The 17586-nt window shown below is 39.5% G+C and carries 19 protein-coding genes; 11 read left to right on the top strand and 8 right to left on the bottom strand.

Features of this window, described 5'->3' with window-relative positions; genetic code table 11:
- The first annotated feature begins 131 nt into the window (after positions 1 to 131).
- From ACO1O5_RS06650 to ACO1O5_RS06625, 6 genes are all read left to right on the top strand, one after another.
- Positions 132 to 1394 carry a nucleoside permease gene (locus ACO1O5_RS06650; RefSeq protein ID WP_486269056.1) on the top strand — a complete coding sequence of 421 codons (1263 nt, stop codon included), beginning with the start codon at positions 132 to 134 and terminating at the stop codon, positions 1392 to 1394.
- Between the two features lie 3 nt (positions 1395 to 1397).
- On the top strand, positions 1398 to 2285 hold the full coding sequence (locus ACO1O5_RS06645; RefSeq protein WP_486269055.1) for a hydroxypyruvate isomerase family protein: 888 nt from the start codon (positions 1398 to 1400) through the stop codon (positions 2283 to 2285).
- Between the two features lie 161 nt (positions 2286 to 2446).
- Positions 2447 to 4123 (top strand): GMC oxidoreductase, encoded by a 1677-nt coding sequence (locus tag ACO1O5_RS06640; RefSeq protein WP_486269054.1) that lies wholly within the window; start codon positions 2447 to 2449, stop codon positions 4121 to 4123.
- Between the two features lie 46 nt (positions 4124 to 4169).
- Positions 4170 to 5633 (top strand): Gfo/Idh/MocA family protein, encoded by a 1464-nt coding sequence (locus ACO1O5_RS06635; protein WP_486269053.1) that lies wholly within the window; start codon positions 4170 to 4172, stop codon positions 5631 to 5633.
- 22 nt (positions 5634 to 5655) lie between these two features.
- Positions 5656 to 6306, top strand: coding sequence for a gluconate 2-dehydrogenase subunit 3 family protein (locus ACO1O5_RS06630; protein ID WP_486269052.1), 651 nt, complete (start codon positions 5656 to 5658; stop codon positions 6304 to 6306).
- Between the two features lie 268 nt (positions 6307 to 6574).
- Entirely contained in the window at positions 6575 to 6904 is a 330-nt protein-coding gene (locus ACO1O5_RS06625; RefSeq protein WP_486269051.1) for a hypothetical protein, read from the top strand.
- A 9-nt stretch (positions 6905 to 6913) separates the two neighbouring features.
- On the opposite strand, the gene ACO1O5_RS06620 is transcribed toward ACO1O5_RS06625, so the two are convergent.
- The 4 genes from ACO1O5_RS06620 to ACO1O5_RS06605 form a co-directional block, all read right to left on the bottom strand.
- Positions 6914 to 7165, bottom strand: a complete 252-nt coding sequence (locus ACO1O5_RS06620) for a hypothetical protein (RefSeq protein WP_486269050.1) — start codon at positions 7163 to 7165, stop codon at positions 6914 to 6916.
- 150 nt (positions 7166 to 7315) lie between these two features.
- Positions 7316 to 7852: a DinB family protein gene (locus ACO1O5_RS06615; protein ID WP_486269049.1), complete on the bottom strand. Its 537-nt coding sequence runs from the start codon at positions 7850 to 7852 to the stop codon at positions 7316 to 7318.
- An 18-nt stretch (positions 7853 to 7870) separates the two neighbouring features.
- Entirely contained in the window at positions 7871 to 8245 is a 375-nt protein-coding gene (locus ACO1O5_RS06610) for a VOC family protein (protein ID WP_486269048.1), read from the bottom strand.
- Between the two features lie 40 nt (positions 8246 to 8285).
- Positions 8286 to 8696: a hypothetical protein gene (locus tag ACO1O5_RS06605; RefSeq protein WP_486269047.1), complete on the bottom strand. Its 411-nt coding sequence runs from the start codon at positions 8694 to 8696 to the stop codon at positions 8286 to 8288.
- A gap of 144 nt (positions 8697 to 8840) precedes the next feature.
- On the opposite strand from ACO1O5_RS06605, the gene ACO1O5_RS06600 reads away from it, so the two are divergent.
- Entirely contained in the window at positions 8841 to 9821 is a 981-nt protein-coding gene (locus tag ACO1O5_RS06600; RefSeq protein ID WP_486269046.1) for a GlxA family transcriptional regulator, read from the top strand.
- A gap of 45 nt (positions 9822 to 9866) precedes the next feature.
- Here ACO1O5_RS06600 and ACO1O5_RS06595 read toward each other — a convergent pair whose 3' ends face one another.
- Both ACO1O5_RS06595 and ACO1O5_RS06590 read right to left on the bottom strand, forming a co-directional pair.
- Complete coding sequence (locus ACO1O5_RS06595) at positions 9867 to 10439, bottom strand: TlpA family protein disulfide reductase (RefSeq protein WP_486269045.1); 573 nt, start codon at positions 10437 to 10439, stop codon at positions 9867 to 9869.
- Between the two features lie 15 nt (positions 10440 to 10454).
- Positions 10455 to 10799, bottom strand: coding sequence for a hypothetical protein (locus ACO1O5_RS06590; RefSeq protein ID WP_486269044.1), 345 nt, complete (start codon positions 10797 to 10799; stop codon positions 10455 to 10457).
- Positions 10800 to 10908: 109 nt separating this feature from the next.
- Between ACO1O5_RS06590 and ACO1O5_RS06585 the strand changes: the two genes are divergently transcribed.
- Together ACO1O5_RS06585 and ACO1O5_RS06580 are read left to right on the top strand one after the other, a co-directional pair.
- Entirely contained in the window at positions 10909 to 11733 is an 825-nt protein-coding gene (locus ACO1O5_RS06585) for an alpha/beta fold hydrolase (protein ID WP_486269043.1), read from the top strand.
- Between the two features lie 145 nt (positions 11734 to 11878).
- A complete protein-coding gene (locus ACO1O5_RS06580; RefSeq protein ID WP_486269042.1) occupies positions 11879 to 12406 on the top strand; it encodes a 5' nucleotidase, NT5C type in 528 nt (175 codons plus the stop codon).
- Between the two features lie 26 nt (positions 12407 to 12432).
- On the opposite strand, the gene ACO1O5_RS06575 is transcribed toward ACO1O5_RS06580, so the two are convergent.
- The gene (locus ACO1O5_RS06575) at positions 12433 to 13611 is read right to left on the bottom strand and encodes a sensor histidine kinase (RefSeq protein ID WP_486269041.1); all 1179 of its coding nucleotides are present in this window, start codon (positions 13609 to 13611) and stop codon (positions 12433 to 12435) included.
- A 228-nt stretch (positions 13612 to 13839) separates the two neighbouring features.
- On the opposite strand from ACO1O5_RS06575, the gene ACO1O5_RS06570 reads away from it, so the two are divergent.
- Together ACO1O5_RS06570 and ACO1O5_RS06565 are read left to right on the top strand one after the other, a co-directional pair.
- Complete coding sequence (locus ACO1O5_RS06570; RefSeq protein WP_486269040.1) at positions 13840 to 15159, top strand: cytochrome ubiquinol oxidase subunit I; 1320 nt, start codon at positions 13840 to 13842, stop codon at positions 15157 to 15159.
- Positions 15160 to 16164 carry a cytochrome d ubiquinol oxidase subunit II gene (locus ACO1O5_RS06565; protein WP_486269039.1) on the top strand — a complete coding sequence of 335 codons (1005 nt, stop codon included), beginning with the start codon at positions 15160 to 15162 and terminating at the stop codon, positions 16162 to 16164.
- A gap of 30 nt (positions 16165 to 16194) precedes the next feature.
- Here the strand turns inward: ACO1O5_RS06565 and ACO1O5_RS06560 are convergent.
- A partial coding sequence (locus ACO1O5_RS06560; protein ID WP_486269038.1) for a glycoside hydrolase family 30 protein occupies positions 16195 to 17586 on the bottom strand: 1392 nt, incomplete at its 5' end.

The raw sequence follows: 17586 nt of genomic DNA, 5'->3' as shown, positions 1-17586 counted from the left end.
TGTCAATTTTTTGTAAATATAAAGGGATGCAAAAAATAAAAAAAAATGAAAAAAAAATTTAGCTAAAAAGTTTTCTTGTTTTAAATATAGTACATTTAAACTTTCCATTCCTGGCCACTTAATAATAGTTAATGAAATTAACCACACGATTGCAGCTTTCTTTCATGATGTTTGTGGAATTCTTTATATGGGGTGCATGGTTCGTAACGCTGGGAACTTTTCTTGTAAATAATCTACATGCTAACGGGGCTCAAACAGGGTCAGTATTTTCAACACAATCGTGGGGAGCTATTATCGCTCCATTTATTATCGGTTTAATTGCCGACAGGTATTTTAACGCAGAAAAAATACTTGGTGTTTTGCATCTCGTTGGAGCTGCGTTAATGTTCCAGATGTATAGAGCCGGCGGAGTAACCTCTGTGTATCCCGAAATATTTTTTTACTACTTACTAGTGTACATGATTTTATACATGCCTACTCTTGCATTGGTCAATTCAATTTCGTTTAACCAAATGAAAGATCCCGAAAAAGAATTTTCAAGCATAAGAGTCTGGGGTACCATTGGCTGGATCGTAGCAGGGCTAATGATAAGTATTGTTTTTCTTTGGGATGAAGAGGCAAACGTAAAAGCTGGCTTAATGAGAAACACATTTTTATTAGCGTCTATCGCCTCCCTGATCCTGGGGTTATTCAGTTTTACTTTACCCAAAACTCCGCCGAAGATTGCACCAGGAACGAAAGTTACTTTATCAGATATTTTGGGATTGGATGCTTTAAGACTTTTAAAAAACAAGAACTTTTTAATATTTTTCATTGCGTCCATTCTCATCTGCATTCCTTTGTCATTTTACTACCAGGACGCGAACCAGTTTTTATCTAATATTGGCGTTACGAAACCTACCGGCAAAATGGCTATAGGGCAGGCTTCCGAAGTGATATTTCTTTTATTGCTGCCCGTCTTTTTTAAAAAATATGGCATTAAAAAAACAATTCTTGTGGGTATGTTTGCCTGGGCATTGCGATATGCATTGTTTGCCTATGGCAATGCCGGCGACCTGAGCTTTATGCTTATTGTCGGAATTGCATTGCATGGAGTTTGTTACGATTTCTTTTTTGTTACAGGACAAATTTATACCAATAGTAAGGCGGGCGAAAAATACAAGAGTGCAGCACAGGGATTGATAACCCTGGCAACGTATGGTATCGGAATGCTGATAGGATTTAAAATTGCCGGGCTCGTAACAGATATGTATACAAGTTCAGCTTCCCTATTTAACTGGAAGATGATCTGGCTTATTCCTTCCGGTATTGCAATGGTTGTTTTTCTTTTGTTCGCGGTTTCATTCAATGAAAAAAAAGAAAACGCTATTAACGATCAAAACATGAAAATATAAATAATGAGTTCAAAACAAAACAGGAGAACCGTTCTAAGAAATATTGCCCTTGGCACCTCCGCAGTAATAGCTGCTCCGGCTATCTCTTTTGCAAAAAATTTTGAAGATAAAAAGCCATACAAGTTGAAAGGAAATATTAATCATTCAGTTTCCAGGTGGACATTTGGTTATCTTTCATTAGATGATTTGTGTGAAGCGGTAAAGGAAATCGGTTTCGGCGCAATTGACCTTGTTGGCCCGAAAGACTGGCCTACGTTACAAAAACACGGCATTTACAGTTCCATGTGTTACACTGCGGGCAAAAACGATCTATACAATGGTTTGGATAATATTGCAAACCATGAGTTATTGATTAAAGAATATCTCGAAACGATTCCAATAATGGCTAAAGCGGGTTATAAAAACCTGATCTGCTTTAGCGGCAAGCGTGAGGGAATGGACGATGAAATGGGATGGAAAAACTGCCAGGTTGCGTTGGAAAAGATTTTACCCACAGCTGAAAAGAACGGTGTTACGATGGTAATGGAATTGCTTAATAGCAAAATTGATCACAAAGATTATATGTGCAACCACGTGGAATGGGGAGCGGAGCTATGCAAGCGTGTTGGCTCGGATAATTTCAAATTATTATTTGATATCTATCATATGCAAATACAGGAAGGCGATATCATTAGAAATATCCGCGATTATCATCAATATATTGCACATTATCATACGGGAGGCATTCCCGGCAGGCATGAAATAAACGATTCACAGGAATTGCATTACCCCGCTGTAATGAAAGCAATTGTTGAAACAGGATATAAAGGTTACGTAGCGCAGGAATTCATGCCAACTTATCCTGATAAATTGGATTCTTTAAGAGAAGCCATACAGATTTGCGATGTATAATAAACAAAAAAGCCAATGGGCAATGATCAGTGGTTAATGGTCAATAGGTTAACAACGAAAAAAACTTACGTAATAACTAATGACAATTGACTTAATGACAAATTATTAAAAGCGACTTATTAAAATATCAACCTAATTTAAATTTATAATATTAATATTCTATGGCAGACAACACTTACGATGCTATTGTTATTGGTTCAGGAATTTCGGGAGGCTGGGCCGCAAAGGAACTCACCGAAAAGGGCCTGAAAACAATAATGCTTGAAAGAGGTAAAAACATTGAGCATGTAAAGGATTATGTAAATGCAACCAAAGGTCCCTGGGAATTTCCACACCGCGGCGGACGCACACAGGAAATGATTAAGGATTATCCTGCATTAAGAAGGGATTATCCGCTAAATGAAATGAATCTCGACTGGTGGGCCGATGATCAAAAATCTCCTTACACTGAGGTTAAACGCATGGATTGGTTCAGGGGTTATCATGTGGGTGGCCGCTCTCTTTTATGGGGGCGCCAAAGCTATCGCTGGAGCGATTTGAGTTTTGAAGCCAATCTAAGAGATGGTGTAGCCATCGACTGGCCTATCCGCTATAAAGACATTGAACCCTGGTACACTTATGTTGAGAAGTTTGCCGGCATCAGTGGTGGAAAAGAAGGTTTACCACAACTGCCCGATGGTCATTTTTTACCCGCCATGGAAATGAATTGCGTAGAGAAAGATGTGCAGGCTCGAATTAACGGGCACTACAAGACCAAGAGAATGATTATGGGGCGTACGGCCAATATAACAGAGCCATTACCGGGAAGAACCAATTGTCAATATAGGAACAAATGTTGGCTCGGATGCCCGTTTGGGGGATATTTCAGCACGCAGTCTTCTACTTTACCAGCCGCAATGGCAACGGGCAACTTAACCGTACGCCCGTGGTCGATTGTTACAAAAATCTTATACGATAAGGACACTAAAAAAGCAACAGGTGTTGAAGTGCTGGATGCTGAAACCAATAAAACCTATCAATATTTTGCAAAGATTATTTTCCTGAATGCGTCTACTTTTAATAGCGCATGGATTCTTATGAACTCGGCAACTGATGTTTGGCCCGATGGATTAGGAAGCAGCAGCGGAGAATTGGGACACAATATCATGGATCATCACCTGGGTGTTGGCGCTTCGGGTAGGGTTGACGGTTATGAAGACAAATATTATTATGGAAGACGTGCCAATGGCATTTACATACCGCAATACCGAAATATATTAGGTGACAAAAGAGATTATTTAAGAGGCTTCGGATACCAGGGCGGAGCCAGTAGGGACGGATGGAGTCGTAGCGTTGCTGAAATAAGCATCGGCGGAGATTTCAAGGACGCGTTGGCAGAACCGGGAGAATGGTCAATGGGCATTGGAGGCTTCGGAGAAATACTTCCCTATCATGAAAATAAAATGACGATAGACAAAAACAAAAAAGATGCGTGGGGCCTTAATGTAATTTCCTTTGATGCAGAATGGAAAGAAAATGAAAGGAAGATGCGCATTGATATGAAGAATGATGCCATTGAAATGCTCGAAGCAGCCGGGGTTAAAGATGTAAATGGACACGATGGTGACGGAACTATCGGCAGAGGCATACACGAAATGGGAACCGCCCGCATGGGGAATGATCCTAAAACATCTGTGCTAAATAAATGGAACCAGGTATGGGATGCTCCTAATGTTTTTGTAACAGACGGTTCTTTTATGGTTTCTGCCAATTGTGTAAATCCATCATTAACCTACATGGCTATGACGGCAAGAGCCGCCGACCATGCCGTAAGCGAATTAAAAAAACGTAATATTTAATATTATTCTGTTACGCCTCTGATTATTACCTCTAAAAAAAGATATAATGAGTAAAGAAAAGGAAATTTCAAAACCAGGTTATCCAAGAAGAAGATTTTTGAAAGATGCCGGATTCGTAGCCACCGGATTTATGATAGTTCCACGGCATGTTTTAGGTGGCAAAGGATTTATCGCTCCCAGTGATCGTTTGACTATTGCGAGCGTAGGGGTTGGCGGAAAAGGCGAAGACGATATCAATCACTTCTACGCAGGCGGTAAGGCCGACATTGCTTTTCTCTGCGACGTAGATGACAGGCAGGCTGCCAACTCTGTGAAAAAATTTCCCAAGGCAAAATATTACAAAGACTACAGGGAAATGTTTGACAAGGAACATAAAAGTTTTGATGCAGTTTCAGTCTCTACTCCCGATCACACCCATGCCGTAGCTGCTTATTCTGCTATGCAACTTGGCAAACATGTATATGTTCAAAAACCACTCACCCACGACGTATACGAGGCAAGAGCACTAACGAAGGCGGCTAAACGCTTTAAAGTGGTAACGCAAATGGGCAACCAGGGCGCTTCCGGAGACGGTATACGGCAATTGATGGAGTGGTACGATGCGGGCGTTATTGGCGATGTGCACACCGTTTATTGTTGGACGAACAGGCCTGTTTGGCCGCAGGGAATTCCCAGGCCTTCCATTGCGACTCCCATACCTAAAGAATTGGATTGGAACTTATGGCTAGGAACCGCCCCTGAAAAAAATTATTTTGACAACCTGGTCCCCTTTAACTGGCGGGGTTGGTGGGATTATGGTACCGGCGCATTAGGCGACATGGGATGCCATATTGTACAACCTGCTTTCGGAGTGCTTAACCTTCAATATATAAATTCAGTTCAGGCAAGTGTTGGCAGTGTTTATGTTGGTGAATTTCAACGAGGATATTTCCCTGAAAGCTGCCCGCCGTCAAGTCATGTAATTATGAAATTTCCAAAGACGGATAAAACACTGGGGCCAGTTGAAGTTCATTGGATGGATGGTGGCATTCAACCTGAAAGACCAGCAGAGTTAGGCCCTAATGAAACTTTTGGTGATGGTGGCAATGGCACTTATTTTATCGGCACAAAAGGTAGTATGATGTGCGGCACTTATGGCGCCAATCCGCAATTGCTACCCACGTCCAGAACAAATGAAGTGAAGGTTCCGGTAAAATATCCGCGTATACCAGGTAGCGCCGAAGGCCACTACGAGCAATGGGTTGAGGGATGCATCGCAGGATATGGTAATGCAAAAATGGATTCAGACTTTGAAGTTGCAGGACCGCTCACCGAAGCGTTGCTAATGTCGAACCTGGCCATAAGAGGATTTGATATCAGGAAGCCAAAGCCCAACAGCAAAGACTTCGACTATCCCGCCCGTTATGTAGAGCTTTTGTGGGATAATGATGCTATGAAAGTTACTAACGTTGATGACGTAAACGAATTTATAAAACGTAACTACCGCGAAGGTTTCGGTGTTACCATGTAAATAATTTTTTAAAAATACAACTATGAATAGAAGAGAAGCAGTACAATATATTTCGCTCCTGGTAGGAGGTACTATTGTAGGAAGTCACTATTTTTTAGAAGGCTGCAAAAGTAAGACAGGTGTTTCTATGACCTTTACGCCTGGGGACGTCTCTTTCCTCGATGAAGTAGCTGACACGATCTTACCTGCAACAAAAACACCGGGCGCTAAGGCGGCCAAGGTGGGACAGTTTATGACCGTGATGGTAAATGATTGTTATGAAGCGCCTGATCAGACAATTTTCCATGAAGGTATATCCAAACTTGATGAGGCATCAAACAAAAAAAATGGAAAATCTTTTATGGATAGCACTCCCCAGCAACGCCACGATTTATTGGTTGAACTTGATAAGGATGCGAGAGAATTCCAGAAAAAGACAGATGATTATTTCAACGCCATGACCGATGAACAGAAGCATGAAATGGCAATGCAAAAAGACAAAGAAGGAACCGATCCGCGGGCAGCGAAGTTGCGTGAGAATCCAAATTATTACTTTATACTAATGAAACAGCTCACACTATTGGGCTATTTTACTTCCGAAATCGGGTGTAAACAAGCACGGCGTTACGTTGAAACTCCGGGGAAATTTGAGGGATGCGTTCCATACACAAAGGGAGATAAAGCCTGGACTTAGTATTTTATCAGCTTAAAAAAATTATTCCACGGGTCCACAAAGAACACAAAGAAATATTCTCCCTCATTCCTAATCGGGACATGCTTTCGCAAAGCCAATTTTTTGGTGCACATTTTGACTTGGCTGGAAGATCGATTATTAATAGGTTGGCATAACGCCAGATAGTGCAGGTTGATGAACCATATAACTCCCCCCAAAACGACCAAAAAACTCTTTTAACAATTTTTGGTAAAGTTATTGAAATGAGGTTGTCAAAATTTTACCTGTGATGAAGAGAATTATTTTTATCGTTGCTTTTATAATGTCAATACTGATATTTAGTTGCGGCCGGAAGACGCATCCCGCAAAAACATCATCAGAAAAAGCCACTGCCAAAACTGATACCTCTTCAACAACAAAAACGGCGATGAGAAAAAAGGCCAGACCCGTTATTCCCAAAGTAATCATTGTGAATGACAACGCTGCTCAAAAAAGTGTTGACGGAAGGCTCTACTACGATATAATGGGCCACCGGTATTGGCGCAATTATAAAGATGGCAAGTATTACCTGTTCAATAAGTCAATGTATAATAATCCTGATTTTAAAAATCCGGGGTAATGTCTTCGTTTATAAATATTCCAGGCGACTGACGGGCACGATTTCATCAGGCAAAATTTCTGCATCATATCCAAATTCATTCAGCAGATTGATAAGTGGAGAAGGCTCAATCTCCGAAATTTCACATTCTATCCGGAGAATTTTATCGCAATCTTCCAGGTCAAAATTAGCCCTGTAATGAGTATATGTTTTATGAATCTGGTCAACCAATACATTAGCATGAGAAGAATCTTCCACATTTGTTTTAAAGACTTCTACCATAATATCGTTAGTTAATTATGAATGAATTTCTGAACCAGATATTGAAAACTGCTTTCCCGTCTTGAGCCATTTTCAAATCTAGCGGTTGGGTATAAATTGCCACCCAACATTCAGGAAGACGATTGTGTTGCAATTATGTTTTAAACTTCTTCAGTTTTTATATCCATTATTTTTTTCCCGTAAAACCCGAAGAATCCTTTCCAGTTGGTGAATATGCCTTTGCGTATGATATAAAACAAAATGCATTAACTCCAATTTTGTTATTTCGCCAAATACAGGCAGGTTTATGATTTCACCAAGATTTACTTTAATCCTTGCATCCTTTAATTGTGCAATAGATTTTTTAAACGCATCTACAACCAATTCTTTGTTGTAAGGTTTATTTTCAGGAACAATAAATTCCGGCGATTGAAATTTAGTCTCAAAATTTAAAAACATTTTCTTTAAATGGGGAGCCCCTTCCTCCGGATTTCTCCCGGCAGCTTTTCCTTCCATCTGCAATCCCTGGGCAATTGCTTTGTTTGATTTGGTAACATGCGTTGCCAGTTGTGCCGCTGTCCAGCTACCTTCAAAAGGAATTGCGTTTATCTCAGGTCCGTTAGTTGAAGAAATTAGACTTAGCATTTCCTCCCAGGTTGCATCCAAAGAGGTGAAAAGCTCTTTTGTATTTACTGTGTCGGTTGTCATAATTATATTTTAATTAAGTTATCCTTCTATTACAGATAAGATATTTCCCGCCGGATCTTTAAACCAGGCAACCTTGGGGCCATGTTGATTTCTGCTGATTCCCCTGGCGTCGGTCCCTAATTCTTTGTACTGTTCAAATACTATCCCTTTCGCTGTGAGTTCATCAACAGCCTTATCAATATTATCAACCGGAAAATTTAAGATTGTAAATGTCGCCGGCTCATGATTGGGTTTCGGATAAATTAGAATTTTGTTATTGCCTTCTGTGTACAGGTCGAGCAATCCCATTGGGTTATCGGTGACTTCCAAACCCAGGACGTCGCCATAAAATTTTTTTGCCTTTTGCAGATCATCAACAGAAAATCCGCTAAATGCCTTCGAGTTTGTCAACATGTTTTTCTATTTATTAGCTTTAAAAATTATCATTCATTTTTTAATCTTTCATTTTAACCAGGCACATCATTTCGTTGTCATTTTTATACCATTCAATAGCTGGTTTCGTTTTATTCACCCGCGGATCCTGTATTATTTCGTAGAATACATCCTTAATGCAATCAGTTTTCTTTTGCCAGTCAATAACAGTACTCGTTAAATATTCCCCGCGCTGAATTTTTAATTTTTCATAATTATATTGCTCAGCTTCGCCGTCAACCTTCTCTTCGGCTACTGCATAATAGACCATTTTACCACCTTTAAATTCACTTATACCATAATAAGAACGTTCGCCTGCGCGGTCACCCGTCATTTTTATTAGTTCATCAAAAGCTTCTCCAATGCCTGATGGAAATGTTTTTACCTGCCGCCCAAAAACTGTTATATCATGTGGAAGATCATATTTTTCCATTTTGATTTATTTAATTTCAATACAAACCTACAATCATCATGCAGGAAAATGCGGGTGCAAATGCGCCAATGTAAAGGGTTGATTACGACAAGAACATTTTCTAACTTTATGGCATTAAAAATGCTCTAAAAAATTAAACAAATTATGAAACACGTTTCAATCCTCGTACTAAAGGGGCATACCAGCGTTGTTAATATCGAGGGTTCGCACCAGATATTTAATGATGTAAATACTATATTAAAAGGTATGGATCGTCCTCCCCTGTTTAAAGTTCAGTTAGTGGGTATTTCAAAAGAAACCAGCCAGCGTAATGGCCTGTTTAAAATTGACGCAGACGTGTTAATTGATGAGGTAAAAAAGACAGACCTCATAATTATTCCTGCAATTCACGGCGATCCGAAAATAATGATGCAAAACAATGCTCCGTTTATTCCATGGATTATAAAACAATATAAAGCAGGTGCTGAGGTAGCCAGCCTGTGCATTGCTTCCTTCTTTCTTGCAGCAACGGGTTTGTTAGATGGAAAGCAATGCGCTACACACTGGATAGCGGCTAATGATTTCAGGAATGCTTTTCCGCAGGTTAATTTGGTTGACGATAAAATTATGACTGAAGAAGATGGCATTTATACCAGTGGCGGCGCTTATTCTTTTACTAATTTACTGGTATACATTATAGAAAAATATGCCGGTCGCGATGTAGCCGTTCTGATTGCTAAAATGTTTATGATCGATATAGATCGCATTAGTCAATCGCCGTTTATAATTTTTAAGGGGCAAAAAACACATGACGATGAACCGATAAAACAGGCGCAGGAATACATTGAAAATAATTTTGAAGAAAAAATTACGATTGACCAGTTGGCATCGATGTTTGCCCTCGGAAGAAGAAATATGGAACGAAGGTTTAAGAAAGCAACAGCCAACACCGTAACAGAATATATTCAGCGTGTAAAAATAGAAGCGGCAAAAAAGAATTTAGAAAAAGGACGTAAGAATGTGAATGAAGTAATGTATGAAGTTGGTTATTCTGATACCAAAGCATTCAGAACTATATTTAAAAGAATTACCGGACTATCTCCAATTGAATATAGGAGTAAGTATAACAGGGAGGCAGTAGCTTAAAAATCTATACACACAATTTGAAACGGCACATAAGTAGTCGGCATGCTAATGATGTAATTCTTTTGTAATTAATGGATACACCGTCGAATTAAAGTATTTTTTTATTTCCTTTTTATCGAGCTGGTCACCGGGATGAATATATCGTACTATTCCGCCGGCATCTAAAATGATACTCGTCGGAAAACCATTATTATTATTCAGTCTATAACATTCATCCCGCGTTAGTGAATAGATGGGATAACCGATATTAAATTTCTTTTTTATCAGGGCTATCTTCTTTGGATTCTCAAAGGTGAACGATACGAACTCAAAGGTTTTATTTTGCCGGTACTTATTATATAATTTATTCAATTCATCCATTTCCGCTATGCAAGGCGGGCAAGCTGCAAACCAAAAATTTATAAAAACCACCTTTCCATTTAAGGTACTGTTTGAACATCCTTTATTATTTGAGTAAGCCGAAAAATGAGGAAATGGTTTATTAATAAAGTCGCCGTTTTTCTTGTCCATCAGAATTAAAAATGAATCCGCAGTCATTGTATTTTTTCCCGATGCGGTATTTTGACTATAACATAAGGTTGTCATCAAAATAAAATAAACAACCAGCACCTCTTTCATTTAATATCTGTGAGTTTATTGATTTGGATTGAAATCAAAAAAATATTTGCCCCGATCAAGCGCATCAACATAAAGAATGATTTCATTATTTAGAATATGGCTCTCGAGTGTTATAGCATCAACCGCAAAAGTCTGGCTCACAAATTTTTCTGAAGTGCCATTTTTCTTATAGTTGTAAATGATTACAGATTGAACAATGTATTGATCCCGGTAATCGTCAGTCCTCGCCGGCAACAATATCTTGCTGGCAATATCTTCATAGTAATTATTTTCTTTTATTTCGCAATTGTCCAGATCAATAATTATTTTTTCTCCATTCTGCTTTAGATTATTTTCATATTCAGTTAATTCCTTTTGCATATTCCCGGGTGTTATGGCGTCTATAAATTACTAACTAATTCGCGAAAAGTGGTAAAGTGTTTGAAATTATTTGATTGTAAAATAGATAACTTCATGCAAATTATAATTAATGAGATTTCTATTTGTAATTGTTTGCTTTTTTATAACGAGTAATTCAAAAGCCCAAACCGATTCGCTGTCTTTAAAGTTTCCCATTGATTCCAATTATTTTTCTTCCTTCGATGGCACTAAAATTTATTACGAAGTGCGTGGCGAGGGCAAGCCGGTTTTGCTGGTTCATGGTTTTATCGTTAACAGTAATTCCTGGAAGCATGCCGCGTTGTATAACGATTTGCTCAATAATGGCTACAAGGTAATTGTTTTAGATATGCGTGGTAACGGAAAATCGGGCAAGCCCCATGATTCAACAGCTTATGACAATGACGCGGAATCAAAGGATATTATGCTGCTGATGAATTTACTCAAAATAAAACAATATAGCGTGGTCGGCTATTCGAGAGGTTCAATTATCACAGCAAGGTTATTAGTTCTTGATAAAAGAGTAAAGAATGCCGTATTGGGTGGCATGGGCATTGATTTCACCAATCCTGAATGGCCAAGAAGAATTATGTTTTATCATGCTTTAAGAGGCGATTCTGTTCCGGAATTAAAAGGTTTGATTGATTACGTACAGCAACAAAAATTAGATCAGCTTGCGTTGGCTTATTTACAAAGATCGCAACCATCAACAAGTAAAGAAGCGCTTGGTAAAATAACAAAGCCGGTATTGGTTATTAGCGGAAGCGAAGATGCTGACAACGGTTCTTCTCACGAGTTGGCAAAGCTTTTACCTAACAGCACGGTGGCAACTGCTCCGGGCGATCATAACCATGCATCGGCCACCAACGAATTTTCCTCAGCCGTTATTAGTTTTTTACGAAAGAATAATTATTGATGTTGCTACTAAAAAGCCATTAAAGCGTGAAGCCATCACTTTGTGATGTTTGCTCTTCTATCGAAAAATTCCAATATAAAATCAGCATACTTAATTTGCGATCAAACCGATTTTTATTTTTACCATTCATGCAAATAAAAAATCTATGAGAATACTTATTGATATGGACGATGTAATTGCAGACGCCGAAGAGCGCTTCAATGAATGGTATGAACGGGATTTTGGCGTACACTATACTAAAGAGGACCTTAAAGGAACAAAGCTGCACCTTGTGGTTCCCGAAGAACACAGGAAAATCGTAAAAGGTTATCCGCATCAGAAAGAATTTTTTAGGGACCTCCCTGTAATTAAGAACAGCAGGGAAATAATAGAAGAGCTCAATAACAGGTTTGAAGTTTATATCGCATCGGCAGCCATGGAATTTCCACATTCTTTACCTTACAAGTACCAATGGCTCGATAAACATTTCCCATTCATTCACTGGAAGCAAAGAATATTTTGCGGCGACAAAAGTGTTTTAAAAGGTGATATTTTAATTGACGATCACGACTTCAACTTATCGGTATTTAATGGAAGAGCCATAATGTTTACAGCGGCGCATAATGCTAATGATACCAAATACGAGCGTTTGAATAACTGGCTCGATGCAGAGAAATTATTTGATTTGAAATGACTTAATCTCTACGCTCTAACCGGTATCTATTCCGCAATCGGAACACCAAAATAAAACGTGGTTCCTTTGCCTTCTTCACTCTCAAACCAAATTTTACCATCGTGCCTGCTAATAATATCTTTTACAATGTAAAGACCCAGGCCCATCCCGGGATACGTGTGTGAGCTCTCTCCCGTAACCCTGTAAAATTTTTGGAATATTTTATCCTGCTGGCCTTTTGGTATGCCGATTCCAAAGTCTTGAACAGAACAAATGGCCAGATCGTTTTTTACTTCAAGTCTTACAATAATCTGTTTATTGCGAGGAGAATATTTTACCGCGTTAGTAAGAAAATTGCTGATTGCCTGTGTAATTCTTTCTTTGTCACCCCAAATATTGGCCGGGTTATTTTCCGCAAGAATTATATTATGTGTCGGCGTAGTACGTTGCATTTCTTCCGCCACTTCGGCGAGTGTGTTAGTTAAACTCATTTTCTCTTTATTATAAACCAATATTCCCTGGTCGAGTTTTGTGGTGTCAAGTAAATCATTTATTAATACAGTAAGCTTATCAATCTGCCCGTCCATCTTAGCATACATACTTTTTCTCTCATCACCCATTTCATGTCCGTTCATCGACAATATCTGCGTGTACGCCTTTAAAGAGGTAACCGGTGTTTTTAATTCATGGCTTGCTATATTTAAAAATTCATCTTTTTGTCGCATTAATTTTTCGGTTGCGAGACGCGATTCTTCCAATTCCAAATTGGTTCTATGCAGGTTTTGATTGGTTAGTTCCAGCTGTTCGGTACGTTCCCGAATAATCTGCTCCAACATAAGTGGAGACTTCAGCGCCAGCGCTTTGGGAATCACTTTGTATAATCCTACCACAGCCATCCATGATACCACGGCGGTAATAAATAAAACCACGGCAGAAACGCGATAAACCGGGTACCAAAACATAACAGCATCAAACACGTGTGTAAACCCGCAAGCCAAAATAAAAAGAAGAAACAACCAGAAAATTCTTAGAAAGGGCAGTTTATTTTTCGATTTTTTAATAACATAGTAAAGTATCAACGGAATGGAAAAATAAGCCAGGGCTATCAACACACTTGAGATGATATAAAGCCAGCCATGAAAAGATGTCCATCTTCCGCAATGCCAGCGTGCCGGAAAATTATCGGCACTGAAAAGTTTGCTGAAAAAATCTGAAATTTCACGCATAAATCTTTTTTTAAATAAATGCAATTTAGCATTAATCAAGGTATCACTTATACGGGCCTGCGTCGTGGCAACATTCACAATTTGCAACAGCTCGTGTAACATGCTGCGCTAATTTTCTTCAAATTCTTACCAGCAACAAACTCTATTGTTATGCAACTGTTACGCCGTTTCTTTGCATTAAATAATGAGCCGGCAAATATTATTTCAATCGAATTACAGACTTAACAAATGAATGATCTCTTAGCAGCAAGAACACAAATGGCTTTTTCGCTGGGTTTCCACATCATATTCGCCTGCATCGGGATGACGATGCCTGTTCTCATGGCATTCAGCGAATGGCGCTGGCTTCGTACCGGCAAAGAAGTTTTTTTGGATATTACAAAAGCCTGGTCAAAAGGAGTCGCCATTTTTTTTGCCGTAGGCGCTGTATCGGGTACAGTACTCTCATTTGAACTCGGTTTATTGTGGCCTACTTTTATGAAACATGCCGGCGCAATTATTGGGATGCCTTTCTCGTGGGAAGGAACTGCGTTCTTCGTGGAGGCGATAGCGTTAGGTATATTTCTGTACGGGTGGAACAAATTAAATAAATGGATTCATTGGGCATCCGGAGTTATTGTTAGTATATCAGGAGTCATCTCGGGAATTTTCGTGGTTTCGGCAAATTCCTGGATGAACAGCCCTTCCGGCTTTGATTGGGTAAATGGCCAGGCCATTAATATTGATCCCGTAAAAGCCATGTTTAACGCAGCGTGGCTGGAACAATCTATCCATATGACCCTGGCAGCATTTATTGCAACATCATTTGCCGTTGCAGGCGTTCATGCTTATTTGATTATAAGAAAAGGCGCCAATGCTTTTCATTCGCAAGCCGTAAAAACAGCCTTGATCTTTGGTTCAGTTGCGGCCGTATTACAGCCGTTCAGTGGTGATTTTTCAGCGAAGGATGTGGCTAAACGTCAACCCGAAAAACTGGCTGCGCTGGAAGGTTTGTATAAAACAAGTAAACCCGCCGAACTCTTAATAGGCGGTATACCCAATGACAAGGAAGAAAAGGTAAATTATGCTATTGGCATTCCCGGGGGATTAAGTTATCTCGCTAAAGGAGATGTGAACGCGGAAGTGACAGGCCTTGACAAATTTGCAAAGGAAGATTGGCCACCGGTACCCATTACCCATATTGCCTTCCAGGTGATGGTGGCATCAGGATTTTTTCTTGCTTTTGTTTCCGTATTGTATTTGATATTTAGCATTCGATGGCGAAACGTATTTATTAAAAAATGGTGGCTGATATTAATTGCGTGTACGACACCGTTAGGCTTTCTTGCCGTGGAGGCTGGCTGGACCGTAACCGAAACAGGAAGGCAGCCCTGGATCATTTATGGAATTATGCGAACAAGAGATGCCGTATCGCCCATGCCGGGATTGCATTATTCTTTCTATGTAATTACGCTTGTATATATTTTGCTGTCATTAATAATTATATGGCTTATGAAGCGACAGATCAAATACATCTCGCAATACTACCGAACCGCTAATGAAACATAAATGCTTAGTATCATCATCATCATATTAGCAACAGCTTTTCTCCTGTACACTTTACTGGGTGGTGCCGATTTTGGCGCAGGCATTATAGAAAGCCTTGCCGGCAGGAGAGAAGAAGTAACTATTTCAAAGGCGATAGCACCTGTGTGGGAAGCTAACCATGTATGGCTGATACTGGCGGTGGTAATATTGTTCACAGCCTTTCCAACAGTGTACTCTTCCTTATCAACAGTACTGCATATTCCTTTGATGATTGTATTGCTTGGAATCATCAGCCGGGGCACTGCCTTTACATTCAGGCACTATGATGTGGTGCTCGATAAATCGCATAAATATTATACCATACTTTTTCGGGTATCCAGTTTCGTTACCCCCATTTTCCTGGGAATAATTTTAGGTGCCATGATGCTGGGCAGAATAACTTTCGATACTTCGCGAAGTTTTTATGAAGTATTTATGGCTCCCTGGCTAAATGTCTTTTGCATTTCGATGGGTATATTTGCCGCTTCGCTCTTTGCATATATTTCTGCTATTTTTTTGGTAGGCGAAACGAAGATTGAAAGGGAAAGGAAGATGTATGTACGCTTGTCAAAACGCTTTATGATTGGCACGATGCTTACCGGTCTATTAGTTTTTATAACAGCATCCGTTTCAGGCCATAATTTGTTGAAGCAGTTTTCTAATTCTGTAACAAGCATTGTAACGCTCGTAGCAGCAACCATACTTTGCCCTGTTATCTGGCATTTTTTGAATAAAGAAAAAAACAAAACCGTCTATCTACGAATAGGTGTGAGCCTGCAGGTAACACTGGTGTTGATTGGTTGGTTTTATATCCAGTTTCCGGTTTTAATAAAATTGAACAATGGCAACTCACTTACGTTTTTTAATACGCAGGCGCCTTATGCAACTTTATATCAACTGCTGATTGCGCTGATAGTTGGACTAATAGTAATTATACCGGGATTTGTATATTTATTTCGGGTGTTTAAGATAAAGAGTAATGAATAGCTAAATAGCGTTTTTTAATCTCCCTATTTTTCATTCCGATATCAAAGTCATAAAACTTTCAGCATTCAAATGAAAACTCACTGTACCGTTCACAACTTTTAATAGGACTCCTTTTTTATCCGAATCTTTTTTATCTGTCGTATAATTATCCAAACTTTTTACTGATGCGGGAAGGCCCGTGAGAACAGCATTTCTGGAAGCACCGTTATTAACTATATGTATGGCGTATGCTTTTTTCTTATTATCACCAGTTGCTGCAACTGTTATGTTCGACCTATCGCAAGTAATGGGCATCGCAAACAAACCCTTAGGCATAGACGCTAATTGTTTGAAATTCCAAAACCGTTGAGTTGGTCTGAGCGGACCGTTATCACCAAATATTCCACCACCTGCTAATGGAGAATAATCAGAAGTGAATTGCCATTGCAAAATGGTTAAAGGCTGGCAAACGGCAAGCAACCTTATGTACAAATCAATTTCCTGCATAATATAAATCTGTTCCTGGAAAATTGCAGGATAGTTCCATGCAGCAGCATCAATACTTCCTTCGCCAACAATGAGCGGCACCTTTAATTCATCAGAGGCTCCTTTCCATTTTTTTAATGTTTCGTTATCGCATCCGCGCCATGAATGAAAGGATATAGCTCCTATGAAAGGTTTGGCATCGGGATCGTTCAAAGCGGGTTCAATAAATTGATACGTTGTCGCGTCCGAATTATCACCCAGCAACATTTTAGTACTAAGCCCATGCGATTTAAAATAAGCACCCAATCCCTTAATTAATGCATCATGCTCCGCCGGAGTAATTCTTACATTAATCCCCAAATCAGATTCATTAAAAGAAAATAAGGCAATGTTAGTGTTATAGTTATCTTTTAAATACAAAATATAATCCGTGATGGATTTGTATATTTCCTTCATCCTGGATGAATCTAACTGGTTACCCCAAACGCCGTTTTGCGGACGCATGTTCAGTTTGCCGACGACTGCCCATTGTGGCGGAAACCATCCTGAAAGAATTACCGGAATTCCCATTTTACCCAGCCTGGCAGCCATCTCCATCGATTCCTGTACATGGGGATTCAACTTTCCATCTTTGGCAGCAGCTACAGGATCTACATTTTCTTCCGGCTGCCAAAATCTCCAAGGAAACTCGGCCCTGCCCCAAGCCACTCTTAAATTTTGCAAACAATAGTCTATTACCTGCGGATCGGCTTCAGGGTTCTGCAACCTGAAATTGCCACCGAAGCCATCAAATGGTCTTCCCTCTTTTGAAGTCTTCAGTTTAAGTGTTACCGTGCGATTGTCAATGGCACCACTTGCTTTAATAGTGAAGCTCTTTTCAAAAGATGAATCTTTTTTGAAATCATTACCCAGCAATGAAATATAAACCCTGGCTGTTTTACTTGTGGTGTCAATGTC

Source organism: Ginsengibacter sp., assembly GCF_057362405.1.
The sequence above is the reverse complement of the archived record's forward strand: the minus strand, read 5'-3'. Positions and strand labels throughout refer to the sequence as shown.

Coding starts and splice junctions, on each gene's coding strand:
- ACO1O5_RS06615 (WP_486269049.1), bottom strand. CDS start 7,852: ATGACAACCGACACAGTAAATACAAAAGAGCTTTTCACCTCTTTGGAT.
- ACO1O5_RS06595 (WP_486269045.1), bottom strand. CDS start 10,439: ATGAAAGAGGTGCTGGTTGTTTATTTTATTTTGATGACAACCTTATGT.
- ACO1O5_RS06580 (WP_486269042.1), top strand. CDS start 11,879: ATGAGAATACTTATTGATATGGACGATGTAATTGCAGACGCCGAAGAG.
- ACO1O5_RS06610 (WP_486269048.1), bottom strand. CDS start 8,245: ATGTTGACAAACTCGAAGGCATTTAGCGGATTTTCTGTTGATGATCTG.
- ACO1O5_RS06630 (WP_486269052.1), top strand. CDS start 5,656: ATGAATAGAAGAGAAGCAGTACAATATATTTCGCTCCTGGTAGGAGGT.
- ACO1O5_RS06565 (WP_486269039.1), top strand. CDS start 15,160: ATGCTTAGTATCATCATCATCATATTAGCAACAGCTTTTCTCCTGTAC.
- ACO1O5_RS06635 (WP_486269053.1), top strand. CDS start 4,170: ATGAGTAAAGAAAAGGAAATTTCAAAACCAGGTTATCCAAGAAGAAGA.
- ACO1O5_RS06620 (WP_486269050.1), bottom strand. CDS start 7,165: ATGGTAGAAGTCTTTAAAACAAATGTGGAAGATTCTTCTCATGCTAAT.
- ACO1O5_RS06645 (WP_486269055.1), top strand. CDS start 1,398: ATGAGTTCAAAACAAAACAGGAGAACCGTTCTAAGAAATATTGCCCTT.
- ACO1O5_RS06590 (WP_486269044.1), bottom strand. CDS start 10,799: ATGCAAAAGGAATTAACTGAATATGAAAATAATCTAAAGCAGAATGGA.
- ACO1O5_RS06605 (WP_486269047.1), bottom strand. CDS start 8,696: ATGGAAAAATATGATCTTCCACATGATATAACAGTTTTTGGGCGGCAG.
- ACO1O5_RS06650 (WP_486269056.1), top strand. CDS start 132: ATGAAATTAACCACACGATTGCAGCTTTCTTTCATGATGTTTGTGGAA.
- ACO1O5_RS06575 (WP_486269041.1), bottom strand. CDS start 13,611: ATGCGTGAAATTTCAGATTTTTTCAGCAAACTTTTCAGTGCCGATAAT.
- ACO1O5_RS06640 (WP_486269054.1), top strand. CDS start 2,447: ATGGCAGACAACACTTACGATGCTATTGTTATTGGTTCAGGAATTTCG.
- ACO1O5_RS06585 (WP_486269043.1), top strand. CDS start 10,909: ATGAGATTTCTATTTGTAATTGTTTGCTTTTTTATAACGAGTAATTCA.
- ACO1O5_RS06600 (WP_486269046.1), top strand. CDS start 8,841: ATGAAACACGTTTCAATCCTCGTACTAAAGGGGCATACCAGCGTTGTT.
- ACO1O5_RS06570 (WP_486269040.1), top strand. CDS start 13,840: ATGAATGATCTCTTAGCAGCAAGAACACAAATGGCTTTTTCGCTGGGT.
- ACO1O5_RS06625 (WP_486269051.1), top strand. CDS start 6,575: ATGAAGAGAATTATTTTTATCGTTGCTTTTATAATGTCAATACTGATA.